Origin of the sequence: Nocardia sp. NPDC101769, from assembly GCF_044766925.1 — a bacterium.
Classification (GTDB): domain Bacteria; phylum Actinomycetota; class Actinomycetes; order Mycobacteriales; family Mycobacteriaceae; genus Nocardia.
This window is the reverse complement of sequence record NZ_JBIWMX010000041.1, coordinates 20,521-39,890: the sequence shown is the minus strand read 5'-3', so window position 1 is coordinate 39,890 and position 19,370 is coordinate 20,521. Positions and strand designations below refer to the sequence as shown.

Annotated in this window: 22 protein-coding genes; 6 read left to right on the top strand and 16 right to left on the bottom strand. The window is 67.1% G+C overall.

The window, feature by feature from the left end; all coding sequences use genetic code 11:
• Position 1: 1 nt before the first annotated feature.
• From ACIRRA_RS39890 to ACIRRA_RS39865, 6 genes are read right to left on the bottom strand one after another with little or no spacing between them, the layout of a single operon-like run.
• Positions 2 to 724: a hypothetical protein gene (locus tag ACIRRA_RS39890; protein ID WP_402779575.1), complete on the bottom strand. Its 723-nt coding sequence runs from the start codon at positions 722 to 724 to the stop codon at positions 2 to 4.
• On the bottom strand, positions 721 to 975 hold the full coding sequence (locus ACIRRA_RS39885; RefSeq protein ID WP_402779573.1) for a hypothetical protein: 255 nt from the start codon (positions 973 to 975) through the stop codon (positions 721 to 723). The genes ACIRRA_RS39890 and ACIRRA_RS39885 overlap by 4 nt, the downstream gene beginning before the upstream one ends.
• Positions 972 to 2,852, bottom strand: coding sequence for a cutinase family protein (locus ACIRRA_RS39880; RefSeq protein ID WP_402779572.1), 1,881 nt, complete (start codon positions 2,850 to 2,852; stop codon positions 972 to 974). The genes ACIRRA_RS39885 and ACIRRA_RS39880 overlap by 4 nt, the downstream gene beginning before the upstream one ends.
• A gap of 25 nt (positions 2,853 to 2,877) precedes the next feature.
• Entirely contained in the window at positions 2,878 to 3,567 is a 690-nt protein-coding gene (locus ACIRRA_RS39875; protein WP_402779570.1) for a hypothetical protein, read from the bottom strand.
• 37 nt (positions 3,568 to 3,604) lie between these two features.
• A complete protein-coding gene (locus tag ACIRRA_RS39870; protein ID WP_402779568.1) occupies positions 3,605 to 4,597 on the bottom strand; it encodes a hypothetical protein in 993 nt (330 codons plus the stop codon).
• 48 nt (positions 4,598 to 4,645) lie between these two features.
• Positions 4,646 to 6,412: a hypothetical protein gene (locus ACIRRA_RS39865; RefSeq protein WP_402779566.1), complete on the bottom strand. Its 1,767-nt coding sequence runs from the start codon at positions 6,410 to 6,412 to the stop codon at positions 4,646 to 4,648.
• 89 nt (positions 6,413 to 6,501) lie between these two features.
• Here ACIRRA_RS39865 and ACIRRA_RS39860 point away from each other — a divergent pair, with 89 nt between their 5' ends.
• A complete protein-coding gene (locus ACIRRA_RS39860; RefSeq protein WP_402779564.1) occupies positions 6,502 to 6,765 on the top strand; it encodes a hypothetical protein in 264 nt (87 codons plus the stop codon).
• 12 nt (positions 6,766 to 6,777) lie between these two features.
• Entirely contained in the window at positions 6,778 to 6,969 is a 192-nt protein-coding gene (locus ACIRRA_RS39855; protein ID WP_402779562.1) for a helix-turn-helix domain-containing protein, read from the top strand.
• Between the two features lie 77 nt (positions 6,970 to 7,046).
• Here ACIRRA_RS39855 and ACIRRA_RS39850 read toward each other — a convergent pair whose 3' ends face one another.
• On the bottom strand, positions 7,047 to 7,712 hold the full coding sequence (locus ACIRRA_RS39850; RefSeq protein ID WP_402779560.1) for a hypothetical protein: 666 nt from the start codon (positions 7,710 to 7,712) through the stop codon (positions 7,047 to 7,049).
• 426 nt (positions 7,713 to 8,138) lie between these two features.
• On the opposite strand from ACIRRA_RS39850, the gene ACIRRA_RS39845 reads away from it, so the two are divergent.
• Entirely contained in the window at positions 8,139 to 9,719 is a 1,581-nt protein-coding gene (locus ACIRRA_RS39845; RefSeq protein ID WP_402779558.1) for an AMP-binding protein, read from the top strand.
• Here the strand turns inward: ACIRRA_RS39845 and ACIRRA_RS39840 are convergent.
• Genes ACIRRA_RS39840 through ACIRRA_RS39830 form a run of 3 tightly spaced genes read right to left on the bottom strand, consistent with a single transcriptional unit; the run spans position 9,674 to position 11,384 of the window.
• Complete coding sequence (locus ACIRRA_RS39840; RefSeq protein ID WP_402779556.1) at positions 9,674 to 10,483, bottom strand: hypothetical protein; 810 nt, start codon at positions 10,481 to 10,483, stop codon at positions 9,674 to 9,676. The genes ACIRRA_RS39845 and ACIRRA_RS39840 overlap by 46 nt on opposite strands.
• A 52-nt stretch (positions 10,484 to 10,535) precedes the next feature.
• A complete protein-coding gene (locus ACIRRA_RS39835) occupies positions 10,536 to 10,961 on the bottom strand; it encodes a hypothetical protein (RefSeq protein ID WP_402779554.1) in 426 nt (141 codons plus the stop codon).
• Between the two features lie 21 nt (positions 10,962 to 10,982).
• Complete coding sequence (locus ACIRRA_RS39830) at positions 10,983 to 11,384, bottom strand: hypothetical protein (RefSeq protein WP_402779552.1); 402 nt, start codon at positions 11,382 to 11,384, stop codon at positions 10,983 to 10,985.
• A 349-nt stretch (positions 11,385 to 11,733) separates the two neighbouring features.
• Here ACIRRA_RS39830 and ACIRRA_RS39825 point away from each other — a divergent pair, with 349 nt between their 5' ends.
• The 3 genes from ACIRRA_RS39825 to ACIRRA_RS39815 all read left to right on the top strand — a co-directional run bounded on the left by ACIRRA_RS39825 (position 11,734) and on the right by ACIRRA_RS39815 (position 13,399).
• A complete protein-coding gene (locus ACIRRA_RS39825) occupies positions 11,734 to 12,420 on the top strand; it encodes a hypothetical protein (RefSeq protein ID WP_402779550.1) in 687 nt (228 codons plus the stop codon).
• 36 nt (positions 12,421 to 12,456) lie between these two features.
• Positions 12,457 to 13,002, top strand: coding sequence for a hypothetical protein (locus ACIRRA_RS39820; RefSeq protein WP_402779548.1), 546 nt, complete (start codon positions 12,457 to 12,459; stop codon positions 13,000 to 13,002).
• Positions 13,003 to 13,186: 184 nt separating this feature from the next.
• Positions 13,187 to 13,399 carry a hypothetical protein gene (locus ACIRRA_RS39815; protein ID WP_402779546.1) on the top strand — a complete coding sequence of 71 codons (213 nt, stop codon included), beginning with the start codon at positions 13,187 to 13,189 and terminating at the stop codon, positions 13,397 to 13,399.
• 567 nt (positions 13,400 to 13,966) lie between these two features.
• Here the strand turns inward: ACIRRA_RS39815 and ACIRRA_RS39810 are convergent.
• From ACIRRA_RS39810 to ACIRRA_RS39785, 6 genes are all read right to left on the bottom strand, one after another.
• Positions 13,967 to 14,107: a hypothetical protein gene (locus tag ACIRRA_RS39810; protein ID WP_402779544.1), complete on the bottom strand. Its 141-nt coding sequence runs from the start codon at positions 14,105 to 14,107 to the stop codon at positions 13,967 to 13,969.
• Positions 14,108 to 14,171: 64 nt separating this feature from the next.
• Positions 14,172 to 14,639 (bottom strand): RNA polymerase sigma factor, encoded by a 468-nt coding sequence (locus ACIRRA_RS39805; protein WP_402779542.1) that lies wholly within the window; start codon positions 14,637 to 14,639, stop codon positions 14,172 to 14,174.
• A gap of 622 nt (positions 14,640 to 15,261) precedes the next feature.
• Positions 15,262 to 15,708, bottom strand: coding sequence for a hypothetical protein (locus ACIRRA_RS39800; protein WP_402779540.1), 447 nt, complete (start codon positions 15,706 to 15,708; stop codon positions 15,262 to 15,264).
• Between the two features lie 79 nt (positions 15,709 to 15,787).
• A complete protein-coding gene (locus ACIRRA_RS39795) occupies positions 15,788 to 17,137 on the bottom strand; it encodes a phosphomannomutase/phosphoglucomutase (protein ID WP_402779634.1) in 1,350 nt (449 codons plus the stop codon).
• Positions 17,138 to 17,292: 155 nt separating this feature from the next.
• Positions 17,293 to 18,000: a hypothetical protein gene (locus tag ACIRRA_RS39790; protein ID WP_402779538.1), complete on the bottom strand. Its 708-nt coding sequence runs from the start codon at positions 17,998 to 18,000 to the stop codon at positions 17,293 to 17,295.
• A complete protein-coding gene (locus tag ACIRRA_RS39785; protein WP_402779536.1) occupies positions 17,997 to 19,355 on the bottom strand; it encodes a GDSL-type esterase/lipase family protein in 1,359 nt (452 codons plus the stop codon). The genes ACIRRA_RS39790 and ACIRRA_RS39785 overlap by 4 nt, the downstream gene beginning before the upstream one ends.
• Positions 19,356 to 19,370 lie beyond the last annotated feature (15 nt).

The following is a 19,370-nucleotide window of genomic DNA, read 5'->3' as shown; positions in this document are numbered from 1 at the left end:
GTTATGCCTCCTGGGCGGGCTGGGCCGATTCGCGGTCGGCGATGGTGAAGAACAGGCGGGTGTAGACGCGCGAGAGTGCGCGGGGCACACCGGGATTGGTGGCGTGGTGCGGGGTCCACGCGTGGATGCCCTCGGGTGGGCTGGGCATGTCGGCGAGGGCGGGGTCGTGGTCGGTGGTGATGATCTGCACGCCTGCGGCCTCGGCGGCGGAGATGAGTTCTTTGAGCGCTAGCCCGCCGCTGGTGTTGGCCTTGGCCGGGGCTAGGACGACGATGGCGGCCACGTGCGCGGCGGTGCCGGCGGTGCGGGTGAGTGCTCCGGCGAGCTGGCGGGCGCGTTTGATGCCTTCCTCGGTCTTGGGCGCGGTGAGCACGAGATACGGGCTGCGGCCGGGTGTGGGTCGCCAGGTCGGGTTGTGGGCGATCTCGGCCGAGCAGGCGCACCAGCCGTCGAGGGTCGACGCGCCGCCGCCCTCGACGGCGGGCATGATCTGCCACAGCGGCGCGTCGTCGGTCTCGTCCTGGACCTCGGCGGCGGATTCGGGCGCGGGTGCCGGGGCCGGTTTGGCGAGTTCGGCCGGCGCGGCGGTGGATTGGGCGGCGGCGAACGGGTTGGCGCTCGGTGCATTTGCGGCCTGACCGGTGGCCTCGGCGGCGGCGGTCTGGGCGGGTTCTGCGGGTGCCGGGTCGGGTGTGGGGTCGACGTCGAACGGGTTGGTGTTCATAGCGGCAACACCGCCAACAGAATTGGCGCGGCGGCAGCGATCATGAGCAGGCTGGCAATCGATTTCGCGTACTGTCCTCGGGTCGCGAAGGCGGCGCGGTGACTGCGGGCGCGGACGGTGTCGCGGACTAGGAGCGCCGCGAAGGCCGCGATCCCCGCGAGGCTGGCCACGGTGGTCGCGATCAGCGCGAGCCGGATCAGACACAGCACATCGGGTTCGGCTGTGGCCGTGGGGTTTAGGGCGATGCTCACTTGGTGTCCTTGCTGGTGGCGGTGGTGGCGACGAGCACGGGTGAGGCCAGGTGCAGCAACATGGGCGCGGGCCCGTCGCCGGTGAGGGCGGCCAGGCGGGCGGCGATGCTGGTGGTGCCGTCGGGGAGCCAGGTGATAGGGGTGGCCGGGGTCACGGTCCCGGCCGGGGCAGGCGCGGTGACGATCCGGACGTCGCTGGGGGTGTCCTTCTTGATCACGGTCGACAGGTCGGGCCGGTCGGCAGTCGGGGAGGTGGGCTTGCCGGACTTGTCCTTGTCGTAGGGCTTGTCAGGTGCGGGCGCGTCGTGGTCCTTGGGTCTTTTGGCTTCCGTGGCCGCGACGCGGGCGGCTTTGTAGTCGCGGGCGGCGGCGATGATCCAGTCGGCGGTGATGTCGGCGGGGGTGGATCCGTCCTGGGCGATGCGGGTGGTGCGGTAGCCGCCGTTGGTCGAGGCGTTGTTCCACAGCCGGGCGTCGGTGAGCACGGCGGGCAGGTCGGAGTTGTTGGTGACCTCGTTGATGAGCAGGTCGAATATCGAGCTGATCTTCGTCGATGCCGACTGCGGCGGAATGATGTTGACCAGCGCGGACAGGGCGTTGCTGGCCAGGGTGACCACGGGGGTGAGCAGTCCGGATGCGGTGGATGCGGCACCGGTGGCCGCGCCGGCTCCCGCAGCCGCCAAGGCGGCCTCGGGCCCGGCGACGCTGGCGGTGACGGCGCTGGTGACCGCGCCGGAGGCGGCGGAGGTGAGCACCTGCGCGCCTGCGCTGATGAGTGAGGTCAGGGTGCTCGAATTGAGCACGGTGCCAAGGAAACTGGTGACCGAGCTCATCATGATCTGCCCCATTTTCAGCACCCCCACCAGTGGGTTTGTCTGCTGGGTGGTGTTGGTGGAGTCGGCGGCGTCGGCGAGACGCTGGGAGATCGAAGCCTTGGAATCGAAGTAGACATCGGCCAGGCTCGAGCCCTTGATGTCCTTGTCGGCGAAGGTTCCCAGACCGGTGGCGAGGGTGTTGGCGGTGGCAGTGGCCAGTTGCGCGGCGACACCGAACGGGTCGTGCGTGAAGTCCAGCGAGCTTTGTCCAGCGATGCCGAGCGCGACTTTGGCCAATGAGATCGACTTGGGCGCAGAGCATGACAGATCGCCGGTGATGCAGAACTGCGCGACGCGACCGTCGAGCGCGCCGAACGATGTCGCGATATCGCGGTCGGGCCCGATGCCCTGCCCGGTGGGCGAGACGTACATGTCGGGAAACTTGGTGGCGCTGGGCTGCTTCTTCTGGTCGAGCCCGGGCCACGGTGCGGGCCCGACCTGGCCGGGCTTGTTCGCGAACAGCGGGGCACCCGCGGCGCGAGTGGGATCGCTCCAGGTCACCACGAGCGCGATGTTGTCGGCGGTGATCGCTCCGGCCTTGCCGGTGGCGACCTGTTGGGCGTACATGGAGGCGGCTTGCCCGCCCTGCCCGTTGCCCAAGATCACGAGCTTGGTGTCTTTGCACTGGTAGATAACGCGGGCGGCGACCTGGGCGAGGCGCTGGTAGCCGTCGACGACGCTGGATTTGTAGGCGGCCGAGAGGCCTTGGGATCCGGCGTCGCCGGGGTAGGAGACGTAGGTGCGTTCGATGCTGAGGTCTTGGGAGCGGGCGGCTTCGAGCACGGGCACGATGACCCCGGACAGTTCGCCGCTGTCGGTGTCGCTGGGGGAGTCGACCGAGGTTTGCGTGGTCGGCTGCACGGCCAGGACGTGAATGTCGGGGCAGCTGGTGGGGGTGTTGTCCTCGGCGGCCGCCGGTGCCGCCGCGAGGACCGGCGCGACCAGCACGAGCGCGCCCGCGCCCGCGGCGGCCGCGCGTGCGCTGCGCTGGATTCTCGACATGGCTTGTGCTCCTTCTGATTTCGGCTCAGGCGGCTTTGTCTTCGACACGGACGATGGTGTAGGTGCCGTTGTTGGCGGCGACGGTGATGTGCAGCAGCCACAGCACCGGCTGCGCGCCGGTGGCGGGCAGGTACTTCACGGAGGTCTCGAACACGTTCCCGCCCAGGTCGGTGATCGACACGCACCAGGGCGCACCGACGGGAACGTCGGCGATGCCTTGGGCGAGACCGGATTCCGAGGGGAGCCCGACACCGCGGTCGGTGACGTCGAGTGCCTTTTTCGCGTCCCGGTCGGCGAAGAATGCGTGTTCGTAGGCGGCGATGACACCGGGCCCGGTGGCCCGGTCTCCGGCGAGATTGGTGATGATCGCGCCGCTCACCACGCCGGGGGTGCAGAACGGTGACGGGACGGCGGTGGTGGCGGCGGCCGAGGAAATGGTGGGGGCCGTGGTGATGACCGCGTAGGGGCGGGCGGTGTCGGTTCCGCGTCCGGCTCCGGATCCGGTGAGCACGATGGCGGCCACGGCCGCCCCGCCGAGCGCGGCGGCGGCCGCGACCGCGACCACGGCCACGCGCGAGCGCCCGAGTTTGGTGTCGGCGGTGGGCGCGGGGCGAGTCCGCGCGCCGCGCCGCCGGCCCGTGGTGGGCTCGGTGGTGTCGCGGGAGATGGCCGGATCGTCCAGCCATTTCCGCCACAGCTCGGGATCGGTGTTCACCACGGGTTCCCCTCGGTCTGGTCAGTTTTCGGCTTTCTCAGGCGACGGCGGCGCGGGCCGCGCCGAGCAGGTCGTTGATCGGTGCGGCGAAGGGTGCGCCGGGATCGAGCGCGGGCATGGAGTCCAGCGCGCCCCGCAGGTTGGTCACCAGCTGGTCACCGGCCGGGCCGGACGCGGCGACCTGCTCGGCGACGGTGGGGGCCGTCTCGACCGGCTGCGGTGCGGGTGCCTCGGCGACGGGGGCCGTGTCGGCGACGGCTTTGCCCTGGTCGAGCTGGTCGCCCAGGGCGTTGCCGAGCGCGCCGCCGGTCATCGCGCCGAGCGCGGCACCGGCGACCAGTGCGGGCACACCGACCACGACACCGCCGACGGCGCAGCCGATCACGCCGCCGATCGCGGCTCCGACCGGTCCGGCCACGCCCGCGGTCGGGATGCCGCCGATGGCGGCACCGGCCAGGCCACCGATCGCCATACCGGCGAAGCATCCGCCGATGGCGGCGACCGGCACAGAGATCACGCCACCCAGGTAGCCGCCCACGCTGCCACCGGCCAGCGCGGCGGCGGCCGCGTGATCAGCAGCGTCCTTGGGGTAGCCGAGCTGGTCGAACAGGTAGGCTGCCCACCATTCGGCGGCGTCGGAGGCTCCCTGGGCGGCGTGCACGGTATCGGCCGAAATCCAGTCGGGGGCTTCGAGCTTGGTGGTGCCCACACGCAGCAAGTGCGGGTCGACGATCACGGGGGCCGCAGGGGTCTCGACGGCCTGGGTGGTGTCGGCTCCGTCGTCCTGCGTCATCGTCACCGTGGGTTCCTGCTGCTTGGGACGCTGACGCGGCGGCGCAGCGACGGGCAACTCCTGGACCTGCACGGGCGCGGGTACCACCTGTTGCTGTTGTGGGGCGGCGGCCTGTGGCGAGGGGGAGGTCTTGGGGGCCTGCGGCGAGGGGGAGGGGGCCGGGTCGGCGTGGGCCACGCCCACGCACACGGTTGTGGTGATCGCTGCCGACGCGATGGCGACTTTTCGGACGTTCATCGTAATCTGTTCCCTCTCAGTGATTTTCGTGCTGCACTTCGAATGCGGTCAGGTCGTTTGCAGGGCCAGGAACCGGGCCGCTGAGCCTTCGTGAATGACCCAGAAAATGCCGGTGTGCTGGCGGCGCACGTATTGCGGCGGGACCTGGAACGTCTGTTGCGCGCGAGCGGAATTGATCGTGAAGCCGAACGGGTCTCCAGCGGCCTCGAGCTGCCAGCGCGTTCCGGCGGCCTCGGTCACGGTGTCGGGTAATGCCGAGCGGCCCAGGAAGATCGCGACACCGGCCCCGAGTAGCCGCCGCTGCATCTGGGCGTCGAGTGAGTAACTTTCGATGGTCTGACCGGCCAGGATGAGCCCCACTTCGGCGGCGCGGGCGGTCTCGAGGATCTTGGCGGCCTCCTCGGCGGCGTCGACGCCTTCCTCGACCATCTGCGGGAATTCGTCGATGGTGACCGACAGCGGTTCGGTGTTCCCGGTGCGGGCGCGCGCGACCAGGTAGTCGCGCAGGTCGCGCAGCATCAGGTTGGCCAACAGCAACTCCGATGCCAGCACGGGCGACAGGGAAACGATGGTCGCTGAGCCGGAGGGGAGTTTGGCGAAGGTCCAGCCCTGCCCGGTTTTGGGCAGGTACTGGCGGATCGGGGCGAACATCGCCTCGACGGTCTGGGCGACTTCGGCGGCCGCGCTGTTGCCGTTGCGGGCGGTGGCGATGATCGGCCCGGCCAGTTTCGCGCCGACATGGGCGGCGGGGTCGGCGAGCCGGTCGGTGAGCTCGTCGAGTGAGCGCACGAGCGGTTTGGTGCCGCGTCCGTCGATGACGATGTCGAGCACCCGGCGCAGCCGTTGGGTGTAGTAGTCGGTGCTGGCGGTCTTGGGTGCCAGGAACATCAGCCGTTCGAGCAGCTGGTCGCGGTCGCAGTCGAAGAAGTCCCATCCGCCGCGTTCGACGCGTACGTCGGCGGCGGCTCCGAGGTATTCGCGCTGGGCGCGGGCGTCGGTGGCGAAGCGGTGCGCGTCGGCGGTCATGCCTTTGAGGTCGATCAGGACCGAGGTCATGCCCGCGCGGTTGGCGGTGGCGTGGAATCCGGCGATCAGTTCGGTTTTGCCGGTGCCGGATCCGGCGATGATCAGTGCGCGCATCTGCCCGGCTCTGCGGGGAACGAGCAGCAGGTCACAGCCTTTGGCGGTGTAAGGCGCGGATCGTTCGAAGTCCGAGAGCCGGTCTTCGGGGATGAGTACGCCGATGCCGTAGCGGATCGTCTCGCCGACCTCGACCGGTACCGGCGCGGTCAGGCGCAAGGCGGGATCGACGACGCGCGGGTCGACGGTGTCTTCGGCCAGGGTGACCCCGACCGAGCGGGCGGTCATTTCGTCGTCGGCGCGGCGGATCGCGTCGGCGACCTGCGCGGTGGCGAGAACGTCGTTGGTGCGGCCTTCGAGCACCTGTTGACGCAGGTGGCGGCGGGCAGAGACGAAAACCCCTGGGGCTGCGGCGATTCCGGCGGCCAGGGAGACCACGCCGACAGGGATGAGGGTGCCGGTGCGGCCGGTGCGCAGCAAGGTCAGGTCGTAGACGGTCGCGGCCGCGATGAGGCCGATGCACGCCAGGGCCAGCCATGTCCACCACCGCCGTTCAGGGGTGAGGAACAGCCACCAGCGCCGGTGTTTGGCGGCGGCGTAGCCGCGCAGGCCGGCCGCGGCGACAAGGACAGCCACCGCCACCCCGGGGACGAGCACCCCGATTATCACGGTGGCGAGCACGCCCACCAGGGCTTCGGAATGCGTTCCTGACTGTGGGTTCTGCTGCTGAGTCATGTTTCCCCCTCCCCAATTTCGGCTTTTAATTGCTGCTTTTAATTGCGGCTCATGAACAGCCAGCCGGGATCCGGCCGATCAGTCGCAGCGTGATTCGCGGGTTCGTTCCGGCGGCGTTCCGAGACGCCCGCGAACCGGTCGGGATGAGTCGCGGTGACCTGGTCCGGCTGGCCGGGATCGCTGACGAGGGCACCCCGCGGCGTTGGGAGTTGGGCCAGGCCTGCCCGCAGATCGACGTACTGCGGCGCGCGCTGGCCGCGATCAACGGTGAGGCGGAACAGAAACAGTTGCCGCCGGTTGGCGTGGGTGAGGTGATCGTCACCGACGCGGCGACGCGCTATCTGTCGGATTGACGGCACCTGGCTTTGCTCACTCAACCCGTGCTCGGCAGGGCCGTGGGGTTGGCTACGTCGAAGATCACCCGCCACGAGCGGGGCCAAGTGACCCTCGACGCCGGCGATGCTGCTCGGCTGGCGGCCGCGCTGGGTATCGATGCCGATGAGGTCTTTCGCGCCTGGGAGCGCGCGCGGACGCGCCCCGTGGGCGCCCCGGCCTGAGCGAGCACGCGCGGCCGCCCGCGTTCGCCGACACTGCGCCCCGGCCTGGCCGACCGGACGTGCGATGACGACGGAATTCACCGCTGATCCTCCCCGTCGTCGGCGAGGGTGGTGAATCGGATCAGGGCCGCGAGGTCGGCTTCGTTCCAGTCATAGAACGTGGGGAACTCATGCCCGTTTGTGACGACAGGCGGGTCGGCCGGGTCGTCGTCGATGTCGATGTCGATGTCGAGTAGCAATCGCCAGGCGGTTGCCTCGCGCACAAGAACGGCAGTGTCCACGCGCGGATTGGTCAGGGTCAGATGCAGGCGGGCAAGGTCGGTCTTGGCGAGCTGGCGGGCCTTGGAGGCGAGAAAGATGGCTTTGGTGGCGGCGGAGGTATCGGCGCTGACCTGATCCCCCTTGCGGTGGTAGCGGTCTCGGTCGTGAAAGGTGCCTTGCCAGAGCAGGCCTCCTTGCCCGTCGCGGACGGTGTAGGTGTTGGTGGCCGCCGCGCCGGCGGCGGCCAGATGGATCGACGGCACGCCTTCAGAGGCTGCGGCAGTGAGTTCGGCCAGGCGCTTGCGGGCGGCAGCTTGACGCAGGGCGTCGTAGTCGATGCCGATTTTGCGCAGCTCGCGTCTGGCGGTGCCGGACTGCGGGCCGGTCAGGTCATGGGCGGCGGCCCATGCATAGAGCTCGCTGTGCCCGGCATCTGGTTGGACAGTCGCGACGAGGGTGGGCAATTGCTCGTGAGTGGTCATGGAATCGCCTTTCCTGAAAGGGATTTCGTCGGCTGAGCGCGGCTCACGCAATTGCGCACCCCTGGCCGCACGGTGACCACGGATGCGGGAAGCACCTTCCCCGTGGTGGCGCGGCCGGGGGTGGCGCTGATCATCCGAGCGCGCCAATATCCCCTCCGCACTGGCTGTTGTCGGATGACCCGGCCTCACTACACCCCCTGCTTTCGCGATCATTTCTGATCTTCAATGGCAGTAAAGCACAAGATCCTGTGCGGGCCAAGATCATTGGCGCAGCAAAGGCGCAGGTAGGGCATGCCATCCCGAGCGATTGGTGGATGCGTCCAACCACGGGCGAATGGATCGACATAGGGCTCGACCGCGCTGAGCAGGGCCGGAGTGACCTATTCGGCGCTCACAAATGATCTCGGAAATGGAAGACTCGCCGTCATGACCGAAGCTTCGCCGAACACCCCCACTTTGACCTGTGGTAGCCGCCGACGCTCCCAGTCCGACGCACTCACGCGCGCGGGCCGGCTCGGATCGGCGATTCTGGCCGCCGGTATCGGCCGCGGTGACAAGTGCGTCATCATGGCCCGCAATGACATCGAGTTCCTCGAGATCTCGGTGGCTGCCGCCTCTACCGGTGCCAACCCGTTGCCGATCAACACCCGCTGGACCGCTCCTGAAGTGGCGCATGTCCTGCGTGACGCCGACGTGCGAATGATCTTCGCGCACACCGAATTCGTGCCCGTAGCCGCAGCTGCGCGCGAGCTCGCCGCCAACGACGCTCCGATCATCGAAATCGCCATGTCGCCCGAACTGCTCGCCGAAGGTGGGTGGGATCAGGGCCTGGCCGAGCCCACCGGCCGTTACGAGCTGGTCGAGGCGCTGATCGCCGCGCACCCCGAACCGGTCGGGCACATCGAAGGCGCGATCGCCGACAGCCTGGGCGTCATCTACACCTCAGGCACCACAGGCAAGCCCAAAGGTATTGCGCGCGAACCGATGACCCCGCATCAGCTGTTGAGCATCGCGGGCGCGAATGCGCAGCGTATGGGTCTGGCCCCCGGCGTGCCGATGCTGGTTGCGGGGCCGCTGTATCACACCAGCCCGAACGCGCTTGCCGTGTTGGGGCTGCGTATGGGTGCCGACATCGTGATCATGCCCAAGTGGGACGCACGAAAGTTCCTGGCGCATGTGGACACTCACCGCATTCAGCAGGTCAAGATCGTTCCTACGATGGTCTCGCGCCTGCTGAGCGTGCCTGCCGAGGAGCGCGCCCGCTATGACCTGTCGAGCCTGACTCACGTCATCCACTCCGCCGCCCCCTGCCCTCCGGCGCTCAAGCGCGCCGCGATCGAATTGTTCGGTGAGGCGCTGTGGGAGTTCTACGGGTGCAGTGAGGCCGGAACGATTACCTGGATCGGTGCCAGTGAATGGCTGGCCCATCCAGGCAGTGTCGGACGCCCTGCCGACGGGTCAGCGGTCACAATCGCTGACGAACACGGAAACTCGCTGCCCGCGGGAGAAGTCGGACGCGTCTATGTGCGGGGCGCGGACTACTGGCCGAGTTTCGAATACCTCAATCTCGGTGCGCCGTCCTCGCCGGTGCCGGGCATGTTGTGGGTCGGGGACCTGGGCTATCTCGACAGCGATGGTTACTTGTTCCTGACAGGCCGTGACGCCGAAGTGGTGATCCGGGGCGGGGTCAACATCTATCCCGCCGAGATCGAAAACGCCATCATCGCCCTCGACGGTGTCGAGGACGTCGCGGTATTCGGTATCCCCGACACCGGTGACCTCGGTGAAGTCGTTGCCGCGCACATTCAGCCGCGCCCCGGCGCAGATTTGACCGAGGCGGCGGTGCGTGACGCGCTGGCCTCACAGCTGGCGAATTACAAGGTCCCCGCCCATATCCGCATCGTCGAGGCGCTTCCTCGTGACGACAGCGGCAAGGTCTACAAGCGTCAGATCCAGAATTCCTACGCCGCAGGCGAATCCGTGGAATCCGGTGCCGGGGTGGCGTGACGTTCGTCGTCGGCGCGGCGAGCCAGCATGTATTCCCGGGTTTCGCGGGCTCGCCGCACCGCCGTACCGATCTGCCCGCCGATCAGTCCGCCGTTGATCAGCACCAGCGACGCCAGCCCGACGGCGACACTGACTGGCGACTCGAGCGGGATGGCCTCGCCGGTGACGTAGCGGACCGCGGTCCCGGCGATTTTCCATATCGCCCAGCCGACACCGGCCATGCATCCGGCGAAGATGTACCAGCGCGCTACCCCGCGCTGGTAGCGCCACACGAATACCCCCAGTGCTCCCAGGGGCAATCCCAGCCAGGCGGCGAAGATCAGTTCATAGACCACGACGCGCAGATCTGAGCCGTAGGCGTTGAGGAAGTCGGTGCTGGGCGCCAACGTCGGTCCTGGCAGCCACATGACCACGCGAAGCGCGATCGCGCTCACGATCGCCGAGCCGCACAACCACAGCGTTTGCGGTCGGTTGGTCCCCGGGGCCGTACCGTCTTTCTTTCGTGCGATGAGCAGCAGCAGCGCGAGCATCGAGGTGCCGGCTGCCACTGACAAGCTCACTGACCACACCCGTTCATCGGTGGTCAGCGGTGCCCGCGCACCCGAGACCCCCAGGCGCGCATAGAAACGCAGAGCCAGCGCGTAGAAGGCGATCCCGACCCCTAGCAGTTGCTGGGTCCGCACCCCGTGCCACATACCCCGCCCGAACAGAACCACCCCGGCCAAGAACGCAAGCCAGCAAGCCCCCTCGATCGTCGCGCCCACCTGTTATGCGATCCCCGTTCTCCACTCCCCTGTACGGACAACTCCCCGACCATCAACCGTGCATGCCGAATGCCTCGGCCAAGTCCCGCGCGGCTGAGGGCATCGGCGCGGACTCATGGGCCTGCTGACGCCTGATTTCCAGCCCCACCTTACGGGCGAAGCGCTCGCAATTGGCTTCCCGCAACCGCGCTTTCACCGTTGCCCGGTAGCCGAGCAGCTTCTTCTGTGTGCAGTTGTGCCCTTGCAGCAAGTGCCATAATTCGTGCGCCACGATATGGATCTGAAATTCCTCGGTCGCGTCGTCGGGAACCAGGATCACCCCGCAGTCACCGTCGCGTACCACCATCCCGGTCAGCGGTGTCCCCCGCCGCACCCGAGGCAGCACGATCAACCGCATGCCCAGCAGTTGCCCGGCCCGATCCACCAGGCCTGACATTGTGTATGGCTCGCCGACGATCCGCGCCGCGATGTCGTTCATCCGGCCCCAGTGCGAATGCATCTATCGCTCCGGTCCCACCTCGTCATCGAGTACCTGGCGCGCAATGTCCATCAGCTCTCGCAGCTCTGCGTGTGCGGCAGGGGTCAGATCGCTCGTCGCACGTAGACCAGCCAATTGCAGCCGTGACTCGCGCAGCACCGCAGCGACCTCGTCATCGGTGTTGGCCGAGAAATATCCCAGCGGCTTACCGAAGAACGCTGCGATGGCCTCGAGGACCCGGCCGTCGACCTTGCGGACCTTCCCGGCGCGGATCCGATAGATGTACTGCCGGTCGATGTCCCGGCCTGTCGCCTGAGAAACGAAGGCCGCTACCTCCACAGTCGCCGCGCGGCTGCCCTCGGGCCAGCGCTCTGCGAATAGCGCGTCGATCCTGTCAGCCAGGGATCTGCGGTCACGGGTCATCCCAACCACATCCGAAGCACCACCGACGCCCGCCTCTCGCCGCATCATGCGGCAACTTTGTCCGACCCATCGAGACATACGTTCCCTCATGAGACGTACGTAGCAAGATTAACTATCCACCCACGTCGGCGGAAGCCGTACGGTCGCTCGAGGGTGGTTAGCGGCAGCGGAAAGCGCTTGTGCTGCCGCCAATCTGCGTGCTTCCGTACTTGTCGGTATGACCTGCGATCCTGAGGGGATCTGGCAGGGAGGTGTGAGCGGTGGCCGCTGGTGGCGTGGTGTCGGGTGAGGATATGGCGGATCTGCATGAGATCGGGGTTGCCGCGCTGCGGGATCCGGTGACTGATCCGTGCGCGACTATGAAACCCACGAAGCGCGCCGCTGGGCCGAAGCCATGGAGGTCGTGGGCCAGGTGCCCGAGGGGACGGCGGCGCAGGATCCCGATGACCTGATCGGGATGTGGCGCGCCTACACCGCGACACAGGCCGATCAGCAGGCCACCCAGCAGGCAGCCAGCGCCAGCACCGGCAGCGACCCGGCGCGGGGCCGTTCGGGTCAGAGCAAGGCGGGCAAGGACGGGGGCCGCTCGGCGACACCGAAGGCACCGACACTCAAAGAGCTTGTGGGTGACCGGATTCCCGGCTGGGTGTTCTCCAAGCCCGGTTGGCGTCAGGGCGCGGAGACGACATTCCGCGGACTGGTGGCGGCGGGCGCGGATCCGCACAACCTCGCCGATGTGCTGGCGGGCCTGCGCTACGACGATGCGCGCAAGCCGGTGGCGTTGACGATTTGGGCGATGCGCAAGGCGGTCGGCGCGCAGGATGCCGACTTGCTCGACCTCGACCAGAACAACGGCGGGTTACGACCGTGGATGACATGTTGTCCGACACGGGCGCGCAACGTGGTGCGGGGGCGGGGATGGATCCGGCGGCCGCGCGGGCGTGGAAGGTCACCAATCGCGCGTTCGGCACCGATCCGACTTCGCCGGTGCAGCCGTCGAACGCGACGACGCCGGGATCGCCGGTGCCGCCGATGAACGCGCCGAACCGGACGCACGACAAGGGCCGCTGAGATGGACGATCAGCAGATCGACGCTGAGGTAGCCCGCCAGCTCAAAGCACTGCTGGCCAAGACCGCGGGCGAGAAGCTCGCGGCGGCGCTGGACGCCGATCCCGAGCTCAAACGCGCGATCGAGGAACGATCGGAGCGGGCCGCGCAAGCGCAGCTCGAGCGGCTGGCGGCGGAGGCAGCGAGTCCGGCGCCACCGATGTTCGACCACCTCGCCGACTGGGTCGAAAACTATCTGGCCTACGTGTATTGGCGCGACGTGGACGGAATCGACGAGACGGCTGGCGGTGGTGCCCGGAGTGGGTCCAGCATCCAGAGGCCATGGAGCGGCTCGAACCCGCTGTATCAGCGGTGGCGGGACCTGTCAGGCACGCCGGAAGGCATGTTGGCCTGGTGGGATGTGGCCGACCGCATGATGGGCAAGCTGATGGCCAGAAACGGCCCGTACAGCCGGTGCACGACAGCGGCCCACTACGGCGAGGAGGACGGGCCGAAGCTCGCCTGCGAGCCTGCGCCGGCGGAGCTCGTAGCGGCGTGGACGGCAGCGTGAACGGCGCGGCCGCGAAGTCGGCGGGTGCTGTCGAGCACCCGTCACGGTGGGCGTGCACTTCCTCGAGGTCAACGTGCTCGACATCCAATGGCACTGAACAGCGCTGAGGAATTCACGCGGGGGTGGAGATTCGATATCCGGCTGACGTCTCTATGAATGTCGGTCGATATCGAAAGGTTCGGGAATGCTGTTCTGGTTCGTCGTCGGGTACGTGGTGTTCGTCGGTGCGCTGGTCGCGTATTCCGCTCACGTGGCAATTTCGTGTTCGGATGCCGCGCACCGTGCCGACGCATACAAGGTTCTGAAACTGATATGGCTCAGTGGAACCGGGGCGGGCGGGGTCACCCTGCTCATCTTCAATGTGGTGATCAAGCTCCGAGAAATCGGAGCTATCTAGACAAGAAAAGGCGGGCACCGGTTACGGTGCCCGCCTTTCTTACTCGCCGGGATGCCCGGAAGACGGCTACTTCCGGGTATCGCTCAGCCGCGAGTTACGGGAACAACTCAGTCTCGCAAGGGTTCCCAAGAAGGCGCGCGCTTCCGGGTGCGAGAACCAGCTGTCAGCACAGCTCAATGATCCCGCAGAGTCGGCTTCGCCGGGCGATACGGTTCTTTGTCATCGTGACACCTTTCCTGTTGGGTTCGGGGCCTCGCGCTGATTCAGTCAGACCTTTTCCCTCGCCTGCCGAGTCAGTGCGTGGCCATGTATTCCGCGCGTTCGGGGACACCCCTCTGGTACCCCGAAGAAACACCCTGTTTCGGTTCCGCTTCGAGTCGGCTATTCAGTTGTTCGCGTGGTGATCGAGTGCGGTGCGTACACTCCCGGCCACCCAGCTTCTACTGGCCTTTCTGTTTCCTCGGCCTAACGGCCTGTTCTCGCCCCAAATATGATCGCCTCCTGGGGTCGATCTGCACCGGCCCCGGGACGGGGCGCGGCCGGTTGCGAACCGGCCGCGCTCGTTCCCTATTTGGAGGTCGGGTCACTGGAGTTGTCGAGAGCGTCCGCGGTTGCCATGATTCGATTGAACAGACGACCGAGATCCATCTTCGCCATCTGCGTGTCGATTACACGGGCGTCCGCGGTGAGGCGCTTTTCAACGTCCACGGTTCCCTTCCTACCGATTATTATTGGCCCGGGGTATCGGCCGTCGCTCAAGGCGCAGGGAGCGTCAGCTCAGCCTCTTCTCCAGCTTTTTCCGGGCACGATTCAAATGCCTGCTGACCTGATCCGCGCGGATCCCCATTTCCTGGGCGATCTCCGCCGGTTTCATGTCGTCGTAGTAGTGCATGAGGACAATCGAGCGCATCGTTTCCGGGAGTTCGTCGATCGCTTCGTGCAACGGTACGTCGATAGACGCCACTTCCGGGTCGGGAGCATCGTCGATCTGACTGACGATATTCTCCTTACGCCGGTACTTCCTCCTCAAATGATCCTTCCAGGACCATTCGAGCGCCGTGTACAACAACGGTACGGACAGCGCGGACTGGCTTTTCACCTGGCTTTTCAGCACCCGTTCGAATGCTTCCTGAGCCAGATCTTCGGCCACATGGAAATCACCGCAGAGATAGAGCGCGCGCCGGGCGATCCTGGAAAGGTTCTCCTGGACAAACGCCGCGTTCTCTTCGCTGCGGCTCATCAGGGGCGGCCCTTACGCACAGGGTTCGCCCTACTGGTTGCACACCGGTGGTGATCAAAGATCATCATCGCGATGTCTACCTCCAACTCGCTACGGTTCCGGTACGGCCCGCACCTGACCACAGGCGCGGCCTGTCCGGGCCGCGGGGCCGACCAGGGTGAGAGTCGGGCACCCGGGACCGAAATGGTTCGGTCCCATGTACAAGAACGTCCGGGATCCCCGGAATCTCCACCCTCCTCCCAAGTTTTTTTCAACCCGGGTCCAGATCGGCGTGGCGCGTGGCGTGTCGGTGCCGCGGCCTACCCTCGGACGACCGGATTTCGCGTTGCGGGGCAGCGGCTCTCGCGCATCGGTGAGACAGGGGACGGTCATGGGGCGGCGGTATCGGTATGGCACTGAACACGATTCGTTAATCGAAACCGGCCCAGCCCACTGCGTTTTCGGGCTGGGCCGCATCCCGCCGAATCTCTCGCATCCACTCGGTCGTGCCCATGCGGATACCCGTGACTGGATACCGTCGATGGGGACAGCGTTGAATCTGAGCAGGGAGCTGCGTCATGGGGGGCGGGTGGTGGACGTCGGGCGGGAAGGCGAGATCGGCCGATTCTGTCGGAACCTGCTGTCACACTGAGTGTTTCAGGGCGGCGTGTCCGCTGCCCGGGATTCGATGGGGGTCGATTCGCATGCCGAAGTCCAAGGGGCGCAAGCCGAAACACACCAGTCGTCCCGGGTCGCGGCCGCTCGCGTGAGTGCCCGGTACAAGCCGGGCGTGCTCGAGATCGACCTTCGACGGGCGAACCGGAATCGTGAGGTCCGTGCGGTCGCGCTCGCAGTCCACGAAGGCCCCTGCCATGCCGGACCAGGTTGCGTCAGCCTCTCCCACGACAAGGAGTTGATGCCCTGGCCGTCGGTAGTGTTCTATGCGCGATTCCCACTCGGCAGCGTTGAGACCGGCGGCCTGATCATAGGTTTCTAGGAAGGCTTCCGGCACGTCGCTCAGCGCCTTGAGGCGGAGCGCACGGAGGCGAAGCCCGTCGCCGGGTAGCGCCCTGCGGATGGTCCACTTCACGGCATGTCTCCTGATTGAAAACAACAGGCCGGTGGTCCGACACACGCAGTCGGCCACAGACCACGCCGGGCCTGATTGGTCAGCTTCGGACCAGCGCCAGCACGTCATCCCGAATTCGGGCCATGGTCTCGACATCTGGGGCTTCCACGTTCAGCCGCAACAGCGGTTCTGTGTTGGATGGCCGCAGGTTGAACCAGGCCCCACCGTCGAGTTGCACTGTCAGGCCGTCGAGCCGATCGGTTTCCGCGCCCTGGAAGTGCTTTTCGATCGCGGCCAGGGTTTCGGCGGCGTCGGCCACTTCGGAGTTGATTTCGCCGCTGGCCACGTAGCGGCTGTAGTCGGCCACCAGTGCCGACAGCGGTCGGTCGGCTGTGCCGAGCGCGGCGAGGACGTGCATAGCGGCCAGCATCCCGGTATCGGCCCGCCAGAAGTCGCGGAAGTAGTAGTGCCCTGAGTGCTCGCCGCCGAACACCGCATCCTGTTCGACCATAAGCGATTTCATGAAGGTGTGGCCCACCCGCGTACGCGCGGGCGTGCCGCCGTGCTCGGTGATGATCTCCGGCACCGCGCGGGAGGTGATCGCGTTGTAGACGATCGCCGCGCCCGGCGACTTGGCGAGTTCGCGCGTTGCGATCAGGGCGACGATCGCCGACGGTGGCACTGGGTCGCCGTTTTCGTCCACGACGAAACAGCGGTCCGCGTCCCCGTCGAACGCCAGGCCGATATCCGCGCCGGCCTCACGGACCTTGCGTTGCAGGTCAACAAGATTCGCGGGATCGAGGGGGTTCGCCTCATGGTTGGGGAATGTGCCGTCGAGCTCGAAGTACATCGGCACGATCTCGAGCGGCAGCCCGTCGAAGACACGCTGCGCCATGTAGCCGCCCATGCCGTTGGCAGCGTCCACAGCAACGCGCAGCGGCCTGATTCCGGACAGGTCCACCAGTTCACGCAGATAGGTTGCGTATTCGGGGGCCAGGTCACGGCGGGTGATCGTGCCTAGCGTGCCGATGAAGGGCGGGATGCCAGTCTCGAGGGTCGTGCGGATCTCGGCGAGCCCGGTGTCTTGGCCGACGGGTGCCGCGCCTGGCTTGCACAGCTTGATTCCGTTGTAGCGGGCCGGATTATGGCTGGCCGTGATGACAGCACCGGCCACGTCCAGATGCCCGGCCGCGTAGTAGACCAGGTCGGTTGAGCCGAGGCCGCAGTAGATCACGTCCTGGCCTTGGCTGGTGACGCCATCGGCGAAGGCCATCGCGAACGGTTCCGACGATGGCCGCATGTCGTGCACGATCGCGACCGAGGTTCCGACCAGTCGTGCGAAGCCTGCGCCGACATCGCGCACGAATTCGGCGTCTATCTCCTCACCGACCAGCCCGCGAATGTCGTATGCCTTGATCAGCTTGGACAGGTCCCGCATGTGATGTCCCATCGTCGGAATTGTGGTCAGCAGGAATGGAAAACTACCCACGTGCGAGTCACCCGAGGTGAAGACCGTGAGTCGCAGGGCATGGGATCTCGGGCTTGTCGTCGCGCAGGAACAGCAGGATCTCGCCGCCTGAGTTGCGGATGATGATTTTCGAAGCCTCAGCTGCTCCTCGTAGTCGTTGCGCGGGCATCGGTGAACGCAGGAATCGGGTGCGGCGGCCAATGCACCGTCGCACCAGCATGCGCCTGGAACGCTGCGCAGTTGTCGGCGCGGTCGTCGATCAGCAGCGCATCGGCGAAGCTCAGCCCGTTCTGCTCCAGCCACGGTCCGAAGAACCGTTGGGGGTCTTTCGATTTCAGCACGCCCAGATCACTCGAGCTGAGTACGTCGTCGAACATGGCCGCAGCCGACGCGAGCGTGGGAACCGCGCGAGCTCGCCCCGCCAGCTTGCGGGCGGGGGCGCGAGCGGTGCTGGCGAACACGTCGATATTGTCGGTGGCCAGCACGACCACCACGCCCGCGCGGGCGTGGTGGACCAGGGCCTCCAGCAGCTCGGACGAGACCGGCATACGTGCGATGTCCTCGGCGAGCAGCGTCAGCAGCAGCTCGACATCGAGGATGCTGTGGCGAGCCGCGAGCTCGGTGACGATCGTGCGGGAGCTGCGCACCCCGCACATCCATTCGCAGCCTTCGGCGTTGCCGTCGGTGAAGAGTGTGTCGAGGTGGCGGCTGAGGATCTGCTGGTGCGGATGGGCAGGATCGTCGACAATGCTGTGCCAGTAAGGTTTTCGGCATAGCACGCCGTGCCAGTCGCAGAAGATGACCCGGGGCGTGCCTTCACCTCGGGTCGGCAGCAGGGACCTCACGCTCGGTACAGCTCGGCGGCGACTGCGCGAGGAAGCCGGTCGGCGGTGAGCAATCCGTCGATGATCCGATGCTCGCTGACGTGGCGGTCGACGAGGGCGCGCAGCACTTCGTCGCCGTGCTCGGACAGGTGGACGCCGTCGCTCCAGATGCTGGGCGTTGCGATGGCCGGTCGTGACGGGTCGGCGGGGGACCAGCCCAAGCAGGTGGCCGCGAACATGATGTCCTTCCAGACATCGACGAAGTGCGCGCCGTAATCTTCGGCGGTGCGCCGCGCACGATGGTTGTAGGCGCCGATATCGGCGTTCGCGGACGCGACGGTGATGCTCGGTTCCCAGCCGATGGGCGGCTCTCCGATGACCAGGACCCGGCGGGCCCGGGTGGTCAGGATCTCGAGCGCCGCACGGAGATTGGTGTCGAACTCGTCGATCTCGACGGCTTCGGCCAGCCGCTGTTGGTGGATCCTCCAGACATCGTTGATTCCGGCGCCGAGCACGGCGAGATCCCATCGCTGCTGCGGGTCCTGGGTGGCGGCGCGGATGGTGGCGAGGATGTCGCGGCTGGTCGCGCCGCCCTCCCCGCGGTTGTCGGAGGTGAAGGTGATCCAGGGGTAGCGCACGCGCCAGGTGGTGAGCAGCCCGTGGACGTAGCCGCGGTTGCGCCACTCGGTGACCTCGACGGCATCGCCGACGGCGGGGAGATCGGCCTGGGTGCTCAGGCGCGGGTTGTGGGCTTCGTAGTGTTCCATCAGGCTCGTGCCGAACCAGCCGACCCGCAGCTGCGGGCGTGGCTGGGTGGGGTCGAGGACCCCCGGGGTGCGGTCGGTGACGCGGGCCGGCGTTCCGACGGTGGTCGAGTTCGGTGGCACGGACGCGTTGACGACGGCGTTCGCGCCGATGCGCGCGTTCTGGCCGATGGTGACCCCGGCGGTGACGCTGACGCGGGCCGAGAGGATGGCTCCGGCGCCGATGGTGATGGGTGCGACCTCGAATCCACTGGCCCACGGAGTGATCGGGGTCGCGGGGATCGAGCCGGTGCGGGGGAGGTGGTTGTGATCATGGATGTCGACCATGTTGGAGATGCCCGCGCCGGGGCCGATGCTGATGCGGTTCATAGCCGACACGACGACGTTCTCGCCGATGGCTACGTCGTCGCCGATCTCGATTCGGCCGCCGGTGTTGGCTTGCAACGTGGTGCCGCGGCGAATGCTGACGCGGTCGCCGAGGGTGATGGTGGCGCCGGGGTCGAGGATGAAATCTACGTCCTCGGCGATGTCGCAGCCGGTGCCGATGCACACGGTGTCGCCGTGGCGGTCGCGGATCCGGCCGGTCACGGTGGTCGTGTCGGTGGAGGTCACAGTGCTCATCATCCT

Bases quoted from the DNA above. Each gene is read 5' to 3' on its own strand.
- ACIRRA_RS39890 (WP_402779575.1), bottom strand. From the start codon at position 724: ATGAACACCAACCCGTTCGACGTCGACCCCACACCCGACCCGGCACCC.
- ACIRRA_RS39880 (WP_402779572.1), bottom strand. From the start codon at position 2,852: ATGTCGAGAATCCAGCGCAGCGCACGCGCGGCCGCCGCGGGCGCGGGC.
- ACIRRA_RS39870 (WP_402779568.1), bottom strand. From the start codon at position 4,597: ATGAACGTCCGAAAAGTCGCCATCGCGTCGGCAGCGATCACCACAACC.
- ACIRRA_RS39865 (WP_402779566.1), bottom strand. From the start codon at position 6,412: ATGACTCAGCAGCAGAACCCACAGTCAGGAACGCATTCCGAAGCCCTG.
- ACIRRA_RS39850 (WP_402779560.1), bottom strand. From the start codon at position 7,712: ATGACCACTCACGAGCAATTGCCCACCCTCGTCGCGACTGTCCAACCA.
- ACIRRA_RS39845 (WP_402779558.1), top strand. From the start codon at position 8,139: ATGACCGAAGCTTCGCCGAACACCCCCACTTTGACCTGTGGTAGCCGC.
- ACIRRA_RS39835 (WP_402779554.1), bottom strand. From the start codon at position 10,961: ATGAACGACATCGCGGCGCGGATCGTCGGCGAGCCATACACAATGTCA.
- ACIRRA_RS39830 (WP_402779552.1), bottom strand. From the start codon at position 11,384: ATGACCCGTGACCGCAGATCCCTGGCTGACAGGATCGACGCGCTATTC.
- ACIRRA_RS39820 (WP_402779548.1), top strand. From the start codon at position 12,457: ATGGACGATCAGCAGATCGACGCTGAGGTAGCCCGCCAGCTCAAAGCA.
- ACIRRA_RS39815 (WP_402779546.1), top strand. From the start codon at position 13,187: ATGCTGTTCTGGTTCGTCGTCGGGTACGTGGTGTTCGTCGGTGCGCTG.
- ACIRRA_RS39805 (WP_402779542.1), bottom strand. From the start codon at position 14,639: ATGAGCCGCAGCGAAGAGAACGCGGCGTTTGTCCAGGAGAACCTTTCC.
- ACIRRA_RS39795 (WP_402779634.1), bottom strand. From the start codon at position 17,137: ATGGGACATCACATGCGGGACCTGTCCAAGCTGATCAAGGCATACGAC.